12 protein-coding genes are annotated in these 15007 nt (G+C 44.0%); all 12 read left to right on the forward strand.

Annotation, left to right across the window (positions count from 1 at the left end; all coding sequences use genetic code 11):
* Entirely contained in the window at positions 1 to 630 is a 630-nt protein-coding gene (locus tag EQY75_RS08015; RefSeq protein WP_129604688.1) for a TMEM175 family protein, read from the forward strand.
* Complete coding sequence (locus EQY75_RS08020) at positions 627 to 1961, forward strand: M28 family peptidase (RefSeq protein ID WP_129604691.1); 1335 nt, start codon at positions 627 to 629, stop codon at positions 1959 to 1961. The genes EQY75_RS08015 and EQY75_RS08020 overlap by 4 nt, the downstream gene beginning before the upstream one ends.
* Before the next feature lie 5 nt (positions 1962 to 1966).
* Positions 1967 to 3298, forward strand: coding sequence for a DUF2268 domain-containing putative Zn-dependent protease (locus tag EQY75_RS08025; protein WP_129604694.1), 1332 nt, complete (start codon positions 1967 to 1969; stop codon positions 3296 to 3298).
* 11 nt (positions 3299 to 3309) lie between these two features.
* Complete coding sequence (locus EQY75_RS08030) at positions 3310 to 4938, forward strand: M1 family metallopeptidase (RefSeq protein ID WP_129604697.1); 1629 nt, start codon at positions 3310 to 3312, stop codon at positions 4936 to 4938.
* A gap of 90 nt (positions 4939 to 5028) precedes the next feature.
* The gene (locus EQY75_RS08035; protein WP_129604700.1) at positions 5029 to 6405 is read left to right on the forward strand and encodes an amidohydrolase family protein; all 1377 of its coding nucleotides are present in this window, start codon (positions 5029 to 5031) and stop codon (positions 6403 to 6405) included.
* 37 nt (positions 6406 to 6442) lie between these two features.
* Positions 6443 to 7705, forward strand: coding sequence for a metal-dependent hydrolase family protein (locus EQY75_RS08040; protein WP_246019827.1), 1263 nt, complete (start codon positions 6443 to 6445; stop codon positions 7703 to 7705).
* Positions 7706 to 7836: 131 nt separating this feature from the next.
* Complete coding sequence (locus EQY75_RS08045; protein ID WP_129604703.1) at positions 7837 to 11058, forward strand: WD40/YVTN/BNR-like repeat-containing protein; 3222 nt, start codon at positions 7837 to 7839, stop codon at positions 11056 to 11058.
* A gap of 50 nt (positions 11059 to 11108) precedes the next feature.
* A complete protein-coding gene (locus EQY75_RS08050) occupies positions 11109 to 13055 on the forward strand; it encodes a S9 family peptidase (RefSeq protein ID WP_246019830.1) in 1947 nt (648 codons plus the stop codon).
* The gene (locus EQY75_RS08055) at positions 13052 to 13729 is read left to right on the forward strand and encodes a DUF2490 domain-containing protein (RefSeq protein WP_129604706.1); all 678 of its coding nucleotides are present in this window, start codon (positions 13052 to 13054) and stop codon (positions 13727 to 13729) included. The genes EQY75_RS08050 and EQY75_RS08055 overlap by 4 nt, the downstream gene beginning before the upstream one ends.
* A gap of 28 nt (positions 13730 to 13757) precedes the next feature.
* Positions 13758 to 13970, forward strand: a complete 213-nt coding sequence (locus EQY75_RS08060) for a hypothetical protein (protein ID WP_129604709.1) — start codon at positions 13758 to 13760, stop codon at positions 13968 to 13970.
* Between the two features lie 17 nt (positions 13971 to 13987).
* Positions 13988 to 14239 carry a YdeI/OmpD-associated family protein gene (locus EQY75_RS08065; RefSeq protein ID WP_129604712.1) on the forward strand — a complete coding sequence of 84 codons (252 nt, stop codon included), beginning with the start codon at positions 13988 to 13990 and terminating at the stop codon, positions 14237 to 14239.
* A gap of 65 nt (positions 14240 to 14304) precedes the next feature.
* On the forward strand, positions 14305 to 14892 hold the full coding sequence (locus EQY75_RS08070; RefSeq protein ID WP_129604715.1) for a superoxide dismutase family protein: 588 nt from the start codon (positions 14305 to 14307) through the stop codon (positions 14890 to 14892).
* Positions 14893 to 15007 lie beyond the last annotated feature (115 nt).

The following is a 15007-nucleotide window of genomic DNA, read 5'->3' on the forward strand; positions in this document are numbered from 1 at the left end:
ATGAAATTCGCACAAAATTCTGACAGGGTGGAAGCATTCAGTGACGGTGTTTTTGCCTTCGCTGCCACCTTAATGGTGGTTACCCTGGATATGGATGAAAGCCTTCAGCTGATCGGAGCAAAATCGAGTAATTTTATCAGTTTTGGCGTGAGTTTCTTCGTCTTGGTCATCCTCTGGAAGGTCCATTATAATTTTTTCAGAAAAACTTCTTATATCGATAATTGGATCATCACTTTTAATTCGGTCCTGCTCTTTGTGGTCTTGTACTATGTGTTTCCTTTAAAATCACTGGTAAACTCCTGGATGGGTGTAAAATCGATCTCCGTAGATGAGCTCAGTGCCCTCTTTGTCATGTATAGTTTTGGGTTCGCACTTATCTTTTTGTGCTATGCGCTAATGTATTACCGAGCTTACCAAAAAACCAGAACTCTGCAGAAATCAGTTGACCTTCTATTTTCTGCCCAGCATTTCTCTCTATACGTACTTACCGCATTTCTTTCAATAATACTCGGTATATTAAAAGTTGGTATTACCTTTGGAGCACCCGGATTTTTATATGCCATGTTAGGACCTTTGTGTTACTTCCATGCCGTATGGTTTGAAAAAAAATACAGAAAAACACTTTTATGAAATATTCACTTTTTGCCTTTTTGTTTTTAATGGCTTTGGGTACTTCAGCCCAATCGCCGAAAGATATCTACAACATCATCAATAGCGTATCTGCCGATCGAATTGAAGCCGATATTACCACTTTGGTGGATTTTGGAACGAGGCATACCCTTAGCGATACTACCTCCGCCACCAGAGGTATCGGGGCGGCCAGGCGATGGATCAAAAGTGAATTCGAAAAGATATCCTCAGATTGTAATAATTGTCTGGAGGTGTTCTATCAAAAAGAGCTCGTTAAGCAAGGGGAAAACCAAAGAATTGTCAAGGATGTCATGGTGGTCAATGTGGTAGCATTACAGCGGGGAACCAAATATCCCAATCGCTATATCATTATGAGTGGGGACATTGATTCGAGAGTAAGTGATCCAACAAATTTTACAGATGAATCCCCCGGGGCCAATGACAATGCCAGTGGAATGGCCGGAACCATAGAAGCCGCCAGGGTTCTATCCGGGTATACCTTTGAAAACAGCGTCATTTATGTGGGCCTGTCCGGGGAAGAACAAGGCTTGTTTGGGGGTAAGTCGCTGGCAGCATATGCTAAGGAGAAAGGCTGGGACATCATTGGTGTACTCAACAATGATATGATCGGAAATATCAAAGGGGTTGACGGTGTGATCAGTAACAGGGATTTCAGGATATTTTCAGAACCTGTTCCGCCTACGGAAACCGAGCGACAAAGAAATGCACGCAGATTTTACGGGGGCGAGGTAGACGGAATCTCAAGGCAATTGGCCCGATACGTACATAAAACGACGAAGACGTATATGCCAGAGATGAATCCTATGATGATCTATCGTCTCGATCGATTTGGCAGAGGTGGTCACCACAGACCTTTTAATGACCAGGGTTTTGCAGGGATTCGAATCATGGAATCCCATGAAAATTATACCCAGCAACATCAGGATATCCGGATGGAAAATGGCATCGCTTATGGGGATGTACTTGAGCATGTAAATTTTGATTACGCAGCAAAATTGACTGCGGTTAATGCCATCAATCTGGCTTCCATCGCCTGGGCACCACCTGCTCCCGCAGAAGTATTGATTGGTGGGATCGTAGAGCCATCGGCAAAACTAAAATGGAGCAAGTCTGAAGGCGCCGCAGGATACAAGATCTATTGGAGGGATACCACCTCCCCTACCTGGGACAACAGCCGTTATGTAGGTGATGTAACGGAATTTACCCTCGAAGGCGTAGTTATTGACAATTATTTCTTTGGGGTTTCCGCCGTCAGCGTAGAGGGCTTTGAGAGTCCGGTTGTATTCCCCAATGCTATCTTCAGGAACTAAAAGAAATGAGACTTTTTTGTCAGGCCCTTAATCTGATTGGCATTGTTTTTCTGGTAATGCTAATGTCTCAATGTCGAGGGGTTACGGATATTAATAAAAAGGCAACACCTGCTAAGGTCTTAGCAGACCTCAATACGGTTTTTGATGATTACGAACGATTAGAAAAGAGCGGCAAATACGCCGAACTAGCAAGTAAGATCATTGAGGCCAACACAGATCTGGAATCCGCCCAAATATATGTAGAGGCCGCCACCTTGTATCATTTGGCTGAGAAAAAGGATTCCGCCATAATAATGCTGCACAAGGCAATTGATCGCGGAATGGCAAACCCCACTATTCTTAAAAAATTTCCCGGACTTGAAAATGTAAGGAGTGAGCAGATGGAGGGCCTTACCCTTCGGCTGGATTCCCTGAAGAAGGTATTGCATAAAATTTCGAATTTCGCCCTGGAAACGCGGGCAATGGACCAGTTCTGGCCCTACTTTAAACAGGCCAGGTCAAATCCAGACAGTGCGCGAACATTTCTGAAAGCTTATATCCTCGAAGGTCCGCCCGAGATCAGAGACTACTATGCCATCCGTTATTACAATTTGGACAATATGTATGGACAGATGATCAATGGTGCTCCGGAATATTATACCTACCTAATGTCGCACCTGAATAATGATAGTTTAGATGGTCTGAAAAATAAGGCGGCGGCGGCAATGAAAACCTTTAAAGGACTTTATCCCAATGCGGTTTTCCCCAAGGTCTATATAGTCCCGGGGCTACTGAATTCAGGTGGCACAGCTAGTGAAATGGGTCTCTTTATTGGGGGAGATATGTATGGCAGATCTGCAGAAATGCCCTTGCATGAGCTCAATGAATGGCAAAAAGGCGCTATTATGAATGCCAAAGACCTGCCGCAGTTGATTCTCCATGAGTTGATGCATTTTCAACAGAACTATTCAGATCGGGAGCGTGAAAATACTGTCTTGTACAAAGTCATTGAAGAAGGGGTATGTGATTTTCTGAGTGAACTGTCTTCGGGCGAAGCTATTGAATCAGAGCAACTCCAATATTTAAAGTCGGCCTCAAATTTAGATTCTGTCCTACAAGAATTAAAACGCGATCTTTACTCAGAAGATCTGTCGCTGTGGATGTACAACGGAGGGTCTATCGAAGACCGGCCTGCAGATCTTGGTTATGCCATGGGTTATCTTATCACCAAGTCGTACTACCGCAATTGCAAAGACAAAAAACAATGCCTGGAAGATCTTTTAAATACAAACGATATGAAAGCTATCCTCAAGGGTAGTGATTATGGCCGTATCTTAGAAGAACAACCTGATATATAAAAACACATCTCATGAAAAGTACGATCGCCATTACTCTTTGCCTGATGTTCTTTTTAACGGCTAACGCACAAAATCAGCCATTCACCCAACAGGATACTTTAAGAGGTAGTATAACTCCTGAAAGGGTGTGGTGGGACTTGCTTTTTTACGATTTGGATGTTGAGGTGAAACCGGAGGAAAAATATATTTCAGGTACCAACACCATAAGATATAGAGTTTTGGAGGAGAAGCAGCTGATGCAGATCGATCTGCAGTCTCCCCTCGAGATCACTGGTGTTAGCCAGAAAGGGAAAGCATTATCATTTACAAGGAAGGGCTTTGCTCACTTTATTGAGTTGGAGGAGAAACAAAAAATAGGAGATATCGGAGAATTGATAATTTCCTATGCCGGTAAACCCAAGGAGGCTGAGAACGCTCCATGGGATGGTGGATTTTCCTGGAAGACGGATGACAACGGTCATCCATTTGTAGCCACCTCCTGTCAGGGCCTTGGAGCAAGCATTTGGTGGCCCAACAAAGACCATATGTACGATGAAGTAGATAGCATGGCTATTCGTGTGACCGTACCAAAAAATCTGGTAGCCGTGGCAAACGGCAGATTAAAGAAGATAACTGAAAATTCCGAAACAACCAGTTTTGATTGGTATGTGAGCAATCCGATTAACAACTACGGAGTAAACGTAAATGTGGGCGATTATGTTCATTTTGAGGATACCTATCAGGGAGAAAAAGGAGTCCTCGATCTCTCGTATTATGTACTAAGAGACAACCTTGAGAAGGCTAAAAAGCAGTTTGAACAGGTGCCTCTGATGCTCAATGCTTTTGAGCATTGGTTTGGCCCTTATCCTTTCTATGAAGACAGTTTTAAACTCGTGGAAGTACCTTACCTGGGGATGGAGCATCAAAGTTCTGTCACCTACGGCAATGGCTACCAAAATGGCTATCTGGGAGTAGATCTCTCCGGTAGTGGATGGGGATTAAAATTCGATTTTATCATTATTCACGAAGCCGGGCACGAGTGGTTTGCCAATAATATCACTTATAAAGACATCGCCGATATGTGGATCCATGAAGGGTTTACAGCCTATTCAGAAAATCTATATCTCGATTATAACTACGGGGAGCAGGCAGCAAAAGAATACGTTTTAGGTACACGTCGCAGAATCCGGAACGACAGGCCAATCATAGGGACGTACGGGGTAAATAAGGCGGGTTCCTCAGACATGTATTACAAAGGTGCCAACATACTCCACACCCTGAGGCAACTGCTGGAGGACGATGAAAAGTGGAGGAATATCCTCAGAGGACTCAATAAGGAATTCTATCATCAGACGGTCACTACACAGCAAGTTGAAAATTATCTGAGTGAGAAAACTGGAATTGATCTTACTGCTTTTTTTGAGCAGTACCTGAGAACTGCCATGATTCCCGTTTTGGAATACAGGGTTTCAGAGGATTCTGTTACCTACAGGTATACCAATATCGTATCTGATTTTGATATGCCAGTAAGAGTTTTTATAGAGGAAAAAGAACATTGGCTTTTCCCTGAAAAAAATTGGAAAACAGAACAACTGGAGAAGGCAGAAAGTTTGGTTTTCGACAAGAATATTTACGTCCAACCACTGGAAGTGGTAGAATAAATTACCCAGAGTCTCATCATATGAAGTTATGGGTAATTCTTTTTACCTTACCTTCAAATTCCCGACAACGGCCAAATAAAAATCAGGAGTATGAAACTCGTTATCCTTCTATTACTGACTCTATTGACCTTTGGATGCAATCAAGTTGAAAAACCCGGAGTATCTGACACTGTATTATTTTCTGATGTAAATATCGTAGATGTGTCTAACGGTACTGTCAGTGAACATCAATATGTAGAGATCGATTCAGGTAAGATCCGTCGTATCACTTCCCAATTGCCTGCTGATGTCACTTATAAAACGATTATCGAGGGCAAAGGTATGTTCCTGCTCCCCGGCCTGGCAGAGATGCACGCCCACATCCCCTCCCCTCCTGTATCTAAGGAGACTCTGGAAGAAACACTCTTTCTCTACCTTTCCAACGGGATCACTACGATCCGCGGAATGCTGGGGCATCCTTCACACCTGGAACTCAAAAATCTCGTATCTCAGGGAGAGGTTCTCAGTCCGAGGATTTATACCTCAAGTCCATCTCTTAATGGGAACACCGTAAGGACCCCGGAAGAGGCCAAATCGAAAGTTGAACAGTACAAAAATGACGGATACGACTTCCTTAAGATTCATCCGGGCATTAAGAGACCTGTGTTTGATGCCCTGGTCGCCAAAGCAAAGGAAGTGGGGATCCCTTTTGCCGGTCATGTTCCTGTTGATGTAGGAATTCGTCATGCCCTTCAAAGCGGGTACGCCTCCATTGATCATATCGATGGTTTTCTGGAAGGCCTTGTCCCTGAAAGCAAAGCGATAAATCCTGAAAGCAATGGTTTTTTTGGTTATAATTTTACCCCCCTGGCAGACAGCAGTCTCATCCCTTCCCTGGTAAAAGAAGCCAGAGAAAATAAGGTTTGGATAGTTCCCACCCAAAGCCTTTTTGAGCGCTGGTTTGCACCGGTTGCAGCAGACCGACTACTCAATGATCCCGAAATGATTTATATGCCGGTTACTACGCTATCAAACTGGAAGATAAGAAAGGAACAGTCTACAGGACGGGGTACCGGATTTAATGAAGAGCAATGGAAGGAATTTCATCAAATCAGGCAACAATTACTCAGGGCTTTAAACGAAGGGGGTCATGGGATGCTCCTGGGTTCAGACGCTCCTCAACTCTTTAATGTCCCCGGCTTTTCCATACATCACGAAATAGCGGGAATGGAAGCTGCAGGAATGAGTTCGCTAGACATCTTGCAAAGTGGTACGATTAACCCCTCAATATTTTTTGGGGAGGAAGATTCCTTCGGCCAGGTTAAAGAAGGTTTATCGGCAGATCTATTGCTGGTACGAACTAATCCGCTTGAAGATATACAGGCCTTAAAACAGTTATCTGGGGTAATGGTAAGAGGTAAATGGTTAGACAGAAAAACCATCGACAAAAAATTAAAGGTTATTGCCTCCCACGTGAAGGAACAATAAAGTAGCAATGCCATCGGATCAATTTAAATCAAGACCTGTGAAATCATTTGTTAAAGGTATTTTTTCTCTTCTGATATTCTCGTTTTGCCAGATGGGTCAATCTCAAATTCTATTAAAACCCGATAAGGTCTTCGACGGTGAATCTATGCATTCTAATTGGGTTGTATTGACAGAGGGGGAGCAGATCGTTTTTTCAGGCCCTGCCGAAAAACTGGTCATGCCCGAGGGAACTGAGGTCTTATCCTTGGCCGGTAAAACCCTTTTACCCGGAATTATTGAAGGGCATTCACACCTTCTATTGCATCCCTACAACGAAACCTCATGGAATGATCAGGTTTTAAAAGAATCCTCAGAAGAACGAGCCATAAGAGGAGCCATCCATGCCGAAAAATCACTTCAGGCCGGGGTCACTAGTATGCGTGATCTGGGATCTGAAGGTGCCGGTTATGCGGATGTTGCCCTGAAAAAATCCATAGAAATGGGGATTATACCAGGACCCCGTTTACTGGTAGCCGGACCTGCCATAGTGGCCACCGGAGCTTATGGCCCTAAGGGCTTCCATGACAAGGTAGAAGTGCCTTTGGGTGCAGAAGAAGCAAGCGGACTGGATGGAGTCATCCAAGCCGTTCGCAGGCAATTGGGTAAAGGGGCAGATTTTATCAAGGTATACGCTGATTACCGCTGGACCGCGGGAGCGCCTTCGCAACCTACTTTTCTTATGGCTGAATTGCAGAACATGGTAGATGCTGCTAAAAGTGCCGGTCGTTACGTTGTTGCACATGCCAGTACCCCGGAAGGAATGCGTAGAGCAACCATGGCAGGCGTAGAAACCATCGAACACGGAGATGGAGGAACTCCCGAAGTGTTCCAATTGATGAAATCGAGAAATGTGGCCCTTTGTCCTACCCTGGCCGCCGGCCATGCTATTGAACAATACCGGGGCTGGGATCCCAAAAGTGAACCTGACACAGATCGCATCCGCAATAAGAAAGCCAGCTTTAAAATGGCTTTGGAAAGCGGAGTTACCATTGTGTTTGGTGGAGATGTTGGCGTGTACCCTCACGGAGAAAATTACCGGGAAATGGAACTTATGGTAGATTACGGAATGAAAACCATTGACGTTCTGAGTTCGGCAACCAAAGTGAATGCCGACGTTTTTCATCTCAGTCGCCTGGGACAGGTAAAAAATGGATTCCTGGCCGATCTTATAGCAGTAGACGGTGATCCTACTAATGACATTAAGGCTATGCGAAAGGTAAATTTTGTTATGAAAAACGGCCTTGTCTACAAAAACGATTAGTTTTCTATCTTCCTAAATACATCCTGAGTCTACCTTGCATCAGTGCTCTCTACTGTTGGCATTAACAACTCTTTAAGAAATACTCAGGTCGATTTTGGTATATTTAGCGGACTTAAAAAAACTTCCGAATAATGAAAAAAACATTACTCTCCCTGATGCTCTTCGCATCATTTTCACTGCTTTCACAAGAATTTAAAATGGACCTCGTCCAGGACCTGAAACCACGTAACATCGGTCCCGGGGGAATGAGCGGGAGGGTGACTACAATAGACGTAGTTCAAAGTGATCCCGACTTGATGTATGTGGGTACCGCTTCCGGCGGACTATGGAAATCCAATTCAGGCGGAATCAAATGGGAACCCGTCTTTGACAATGAAGTAACGGCCTCCATAGGAGCCGTTGCTATCCAGCAAAGCAACCCATCCGTAATCTGGGTAGGAACAGGAGAAGGAAACCCTAGAAACAGCCTTAATGGCGGTTATGGGGTCTATAAATCATTGGATGGAGGCAAAAGCTGGAAGTTGGTCGGACTCGAAAAAACCAGACATGTTCATCGTATTATTATAGATCCTACAGATCCGAACACGGTATATGTGGGTGCCATTGGTTCTCCCTGGGGAGAACATCCTGAGCGCGGTGTATTTAAGACCACAGATGGTGGTAAATCATGGAACAAAATCCTTTTTGTAAACAATCGGACGGGGGTTGCCGATATGGTTATGGATCCTACCAATCCCAACAAACTTTTTGTTGCGATGTGGGAGCATAAGAGAGATCCCTGGTTTTTTAAATCGGGAGGACCCGGCAGTGGGCTGTATATGACCCATGACGGCGGAGCAAACTGGAAGAGGATTTCAGAAGATGATGGCCTCCCTGCCGGTGACTTAGGAAGAATAGGTATCGCCGTAGCACGGAGTAAGCCAAATGTGGTTTACGCCTTGGTAGAGGCCAAGAAAAATGCCCTCTACAAATCTGAAGATGGCGGCTTTAAATGGAAAAAAATCAACGATAAAAGTGATATAGGAAACAGACCCTTCTACTATTCTGAGATCTACGTAGATCCGCAGAACGAAAATAGGGTGTATTCGGTCTTCACCTATGTCAACGTTTCTGAAGACGGAGGTAAAAATTTTACTGAATTAATGCCAGCTTATTATGTATCCAATGGGGTCCACCCAGACCATCATGCCTGGTGGATTCATCCGGAAGACGGTAGTTTTATGATTGACGGCAATGACGGCGGGATGAATATCACCAGGGACCGGGGCGAGAGTTGGCGATTTATAGGAAATCTCCCGGTGGGACAATTCTATCACATCAGCACCGACAATGAATTTCCTTATAATGTATATGGAGGAATGCAGGACAATGGTTCCTGGAGAGGGCCTGCCTATGTTTGGAAGGACCAGGGAATCAGGAATAGTTACTGGCAGGAGATTGCCTTTGGGGATGGATTTGACGTAGTACCCGACAAGGATGACTCACGCTTTGGCTATGCCATGAGCCAGCAAGGGAACGTACGCCGATACGACCATATCACAGGGAACAATTATACAGTACGACCTACTCCTCCGGATGAGGAAACAGAACTTCGTTTTAACTGGAATGCCGGTATTGGGCAGGATCCTTTTGACAATAGCACGGTCTATTTTGGTAGTCAGTTTGTCCACAAAAGCACAGATAAGGGGCTTACCTGGACGGTCATTTCCCCTGACCTAACTACCAATGATCCTGAAAAACTCAAGCAAAGTGAAAGTGGTGGCCTTACCATGGATGCCACCGGGGCAGAGAATCATTGTACCATCCTGGTCATTGAACCTTCTCCTTTAGAAAAAGATATGTTATGGGTAGGAACGGACGATGGAAGGGTCCACATTACCCAAAACGGAGGGGCAAATTGGACAGAAGTATCCCAAAACCTCAAAGGCCTTCCAAAAGGTAGCTGGATAGCACAGATTAAGGCTTCTGCACAGAACAAAGGGGAAGCACTCCTCATCGCCAATGACTATAGAAGGTTTAACTATACGCCTTACGCCTATAGAACAAAAGACTACGGCAAATCCTGGGAACGCATAGTAGACGCCTCCGATGTGGAGAGCTATACCCTATCTATCATTCAGGATCCGGAAAACGAGAATTTGATGTTCCTGGGTACGGATGATGGCTTGTACGTTTCATTTAACGGAGCAGGCAAATGGCAAAAATGGACGGAAGGATTTCCTACGGTCTCCACCAAGGACCTGACTATTCATCCACGTGAAAATGATTTGGTTATCGGGACATTTGGCCGTGCAGCCTGGGTTTTGGATGATATCAGGCCGCTTAGGGCTGTGGCAGAGAATCCGGGAATCCTAAATAATGAAATAGCGATTTTTGAACCCCCAACAGCATATCAGGCAGCTTATCAGCAACCTTCAGGGAGCAGATTTGGTGCGGATGCCTTATTCAATGCCAGCAACCGGGAAGACGGGGCAATGATCACTTATTATCTGAAAGAAGGCAGGAAAAAAGAGGATGGAAAAAGTGAATCGAAAGAAAAGAAGGAAGAATCCAGCGATACAAATGAGGAAGATGAAGCCGACAAAAAGGAGGTGACAAAAGATTCTGTATTCGTTAAGATATACAACGATCAAGAGTTGATTAGGACCTTGAAATACAAAACTCCGGAAAAAGCCGGCTTCCACCGTATCTACTGGAATATGGATGAAAAAGGTCCGGATGGCCCATCCAGGACAATTCGCAAAAGAAACAGGGAATCGGGTGGTGTTGACGTTAAGCCCGGAACCTACCGAGTTGTGGTCTCCTTTGGTGAAGTACAGGATGAAACTATGATCACTGTGGCTTCGGATCCCCGACTTGATGTAACGGCTTCAGCAATTGAAGAGGTTTACGCTGCGAGTAAAAAATTGGAAGGATTTACACAAACGGCCGCAGATGCAGTAGAGCAGCTCGCACAAAGCAAAAAGATTGCGGATAAATACCAAAAAGAACTAAAAGAACTGGACAAGGATAAATTCAAGGACGCCATCAAAGCTTCCAAAGAGATTTCAAAAAAGATTGACAGCCTGATAGACATATACGTAGGGAAGGTAGATAAGCGGCAGGGAATCACCCGAAACCCCGAACTTACTGTCATGAGAAGGATAGGAACGGCAGAGCGATATGTTCGCTCCAGAAAAACCGGGATCACCCCTACCGAAACCAGGCTCATGGATTTTGCTGAAGCTGATCTGAAGGATGCCCTGGAAAAGACAAATGCCTTTTTTCAGGAAGAGTGGAGGTCGTACAGGGAAACCATTGAACCCTTAAGTATCTCAATGTTCAAAGATACCCCTGCGATAAGCCTGGATTAATAAAGCCGCTGTAAACTCAACTAAAAAATAATAACTGATAAAACTTATTTATGATGAAAAAGATAGGACTACTGATATTCCTGGTCATTTTATGGAATTGCAAGCAAACAGAAGAGACAGATTCCATCGCAGAAAATCTGAAAACCTACACTATTGAACAGATGATGGACAATGAAAATGTAGGGGGTGGAAGTTTCTCACCAGACCTGTCAAAGTTACTGGTAACCAGTAACAGGTCAGGAATCTACAATATGTACACAGTAGCTGTTGAGGGTGGGCCTTTTCAAGCTGTGACTGAATCAGACAGTTCTTCCATTTTCTCTATTTCCTATTTTCCTGAGGATGAGAGAAAACTCTTCCGAATGGATAACAATGGGGATGAAATCTATCATATTTATTTAATGGAGGAGGACGGTTCACACATGGATCTCACGCCTTACGAGGGAGCCAGGTCACTGTTTTATCGCTGGGCAAAGGATGATAAAGGATTTTTCTTTGGTTCCAACAAACGGGATAATCGCTACATCGACTTGTATAAAATGGACCTTGCTACGCTAATCCCAAAGCTTGTATATCAGAATGATGAAGGCTATAATCTGGAAGCAATTTCGAATAATGAAAAACACCTCGCCCTGAGCAAATCCATCAATACTAACGACAGTGATCTTTTCCTTTTTAATATGGAAACGGGAACCCTCACCAAAATAAATGAAAACCAGAGTGCAAATAGTGCCCAGGATTTTACTTCAGACAGCAGTAGATTTCTATACACAACAGATGACGGAGGTGAATTTTCCTATTTGATGCAGTACAATATTGCGGAGGGGACAAGGGAGAAGGTTATGGAACGCGACTGGGATATTTCAGGTTCATATTTTACGGAAACGGGGAAATACCGGGTGACCTATATTAACGAAGATGCCAAGAATACGATTGAGGTAGAAGAAGTGGAAACCGGTGAAATGATGTCCCTGCCGGATCTGGAAAACATGGATATTACCAGTGTGGCCTTTTCAGATGATGACAGCCTGATGCGGTTTTATGCCGGCGGCTCTCATACACCTTCCAATCTGTATGTGTACAACATCCAAACAGGAGAACAGTGGAAGCTCACTGATGTTTTGAATGATGAAATTCAACCGCAGGATTTGGTTCAGGCAGAGGTGATAAGGTATCAATCCTTCGATGGCCTTGAGATCCCAGCGATCTATTACAAACCACATCAGGCTTCTGAAAACAATAAAGTTCCGGCACTGGTATGGGTCCACGGTGGACCCGGAGGGCAGAGCAGGCAGAATTTTAATTCCTTTCTCCAATACCTCGTTAATCATGGCTACGCTGTATTGGCCGTAAATAACAGAGGAAGTAGTGGGTACGGGAAGACTTTTTACCAAATGGACGACCTCAACCATGGAGATAAAGACCTTAAAGACTGTGTGGAAGGGAAGAACTGGTTGGCTTCTCAACCTGAAATTGATGCAGAGAAAATAGGGATCCTCGGTGGTTCATATGGAGGTTACATGACTATGGCAGCACTTACTTATACTCCGGAAGAATTTGCTGTAGGAGTTAACCTCTTTGGAGTTACCAATTGGATTCGCACCCTGAGGAGTATCCCGCCATGGTGGGAGTCCTTTAAAGATGCGCTCTATAAAGAATTAGGCGATCCCAATAGCCAGGATTCGTTGAGACTAAGGGCGATCTCTCCTCTTTTTCACACCGATAAGGTCACTAAGCCCCTAATCGTACTACAAGGATCGAAAGATCCGAGAGTACTACAGGTAGAATCGGATGAGATCGTAGCCGGTGTCAGAAAAAACGGGGTCCCGGTAGAATATGTACTTTTTGAGGACGAGGGTCATGGTTTTGTCAAGAAAGAAAATCAGATAACAGCCTACAGCAAAATACTCGAATTTCTCGACGTATATCTTAAGGAAGATAAAGGTGAGCCTATTCAGGACGGCAGTACTATGGAACTTCAAACCGAGACCGAATGAAAAAGATTTTTCTTCCAATTGCCATTTTATTCTTTGGAATCATTACGGCTCAGGATACCGGAGAGGACGACTGGGGGGCCTGGTATATGTATTTTGGCACCAACCGGATCTCGGACAAACTCAGCATACATTCCGAAGCGCAATTCAGATACTACAATACCGGGGGGAATTTTAATCAGCTTCTTCTCAGAACCGGACTTAACTATCATATAAACTCCGATGCCATCGCTACCTTAGGTTATGCTTATATCGCTACAGACAATACTTTTGAAGAGATCGTAAATGAGGTAAATTTTAAGGAGAACAGGATTTTCCAGCAATTTATCCTAAGGAATAAAGTGGGGGAATTCTTATTTGAACACCGCTACAGGCTGGAGCAACGGTTTATTGATTTCGGATCGTTTACAGATACACAGCACAGGGCGAGATATCGGTTACAACTCACCCTGCCTCTGACAGACACTTTCTTTGTCAATGCCTACGATGAAGTATTTCTGAACCTGCAGGATGATATTTTCGGACAGAATCGTTTGTACTTCGCTTTTGGTATCAACATTACCGAAAACAGCAACTTACAGATAGGATATCTGAAGAATCATTTTAATCAGATCAATTTCGATCGGCTCCAGATTGCTGTATTCTTTAATCCGGATTTCCGTAAAAAATCGAAATAAAGAATACTATCCTTAAAAACACCTGGTTATGTTGCGATCTGAAGCCTTCGAGGTCTTGTTTTCGGGTTCTCATTCATTGATTCTACCCGAAAAGAATGTGAATCCGTTTTTAAAAGCAGGGCACAAACGCGTAATGGTTAAAGTCTCATTTGAAGGACAAACAGAGCAATACCACGCAGCACTACAAAAGCACGGGGAGGATCATTGCATTGTTTTAATAAAAAACTACAGAACGCCTTAGGTGTATTTCCAAGTGATATGGTTCATATCCAACTTTCTGAGAATCTCACCCCCTACGGAGTTGAAATGCCTGAAGAACTGCAGGCAGTACTACAAAGTGATGAAGACGCCAATGCAATCTTTGAAGGATTTACGGATGGAAAGAAACGAAGTATTATCTATATGATCCTCCGTTTTAAAAATTCTCAGACCAGGATTGATAAGTCCATTTTGCTTTGTGAAAATCTGAAGAAAGGAATTAACAAGCCTGCTGATCTACTAAAAACTTGAAAGATGTAATTGACATCACCCTGATTATTGCGTAACTTTCAAAGCTAATCTTAACATCCTATAAAATGAAAATTACAAAAATAGCTGTCCTTGGTCTTATCGTCGCACTGACCTACAGTTGCAAGGAAGCGAAAAAGAAAACCGGTGAAGCGGCTGAGGAAATGGAAGAGACCATGGAAACTGTAAAAGACGAAGTAATGGTGGAAGCCATTGCTTTTAAAATGGAACCGAAAAGCGATAGTAATGTGGCAGGGGAAGTAAAGTTTACGGAGGAAGATGGCTCGGTGACTATGGAGGCCACTTTTTCGGGGCTGACTCCGGGAGAGCATGCCATCCATATCCATGAAAAGGCCGATTGCTCTGCTGATGATGGAACCTCTACAGGAGGGCATTGGAATCCGACATCAGAGCCACACGGAAAATGGGGTAATGATACGGGCTACCACAGAGGTGATATTGGAAATTTTGTCGCCGATGCCGACGGAAATGCTACCGTGGAGTTTTCTACAGATCTTTGGTGCCTAAGTTGTGAAGACGAGACTAAAAACATTGCAGGCAAAGCCGTCATTGTCCATCAGGGAGTTGACGATTTCACTTCCCAGCCCAGTGGCGCTGCAGGAGCACGCATCAGCTGTACCGGGATTATTAAATAAACGTTTGAGCGTTAATAAAAAAAGGCTGTCCGTTGGGATAGCCTTTTTTTGTGTTTTTACAAAGTAGAATTCATTGAGAATTCTGACATTTGAGGTCATTCACTATAGATGTTCA

This window comes from Muriicola soli, from assembly GCF_004139715.1.
GTDB classification, from domain to species: domain Bacteria; phylum Bacteroidota; class Bacteroidia; order Flavobacteriales; family Flavobacteriaceae; genus Muriicola; species Muriicola soli.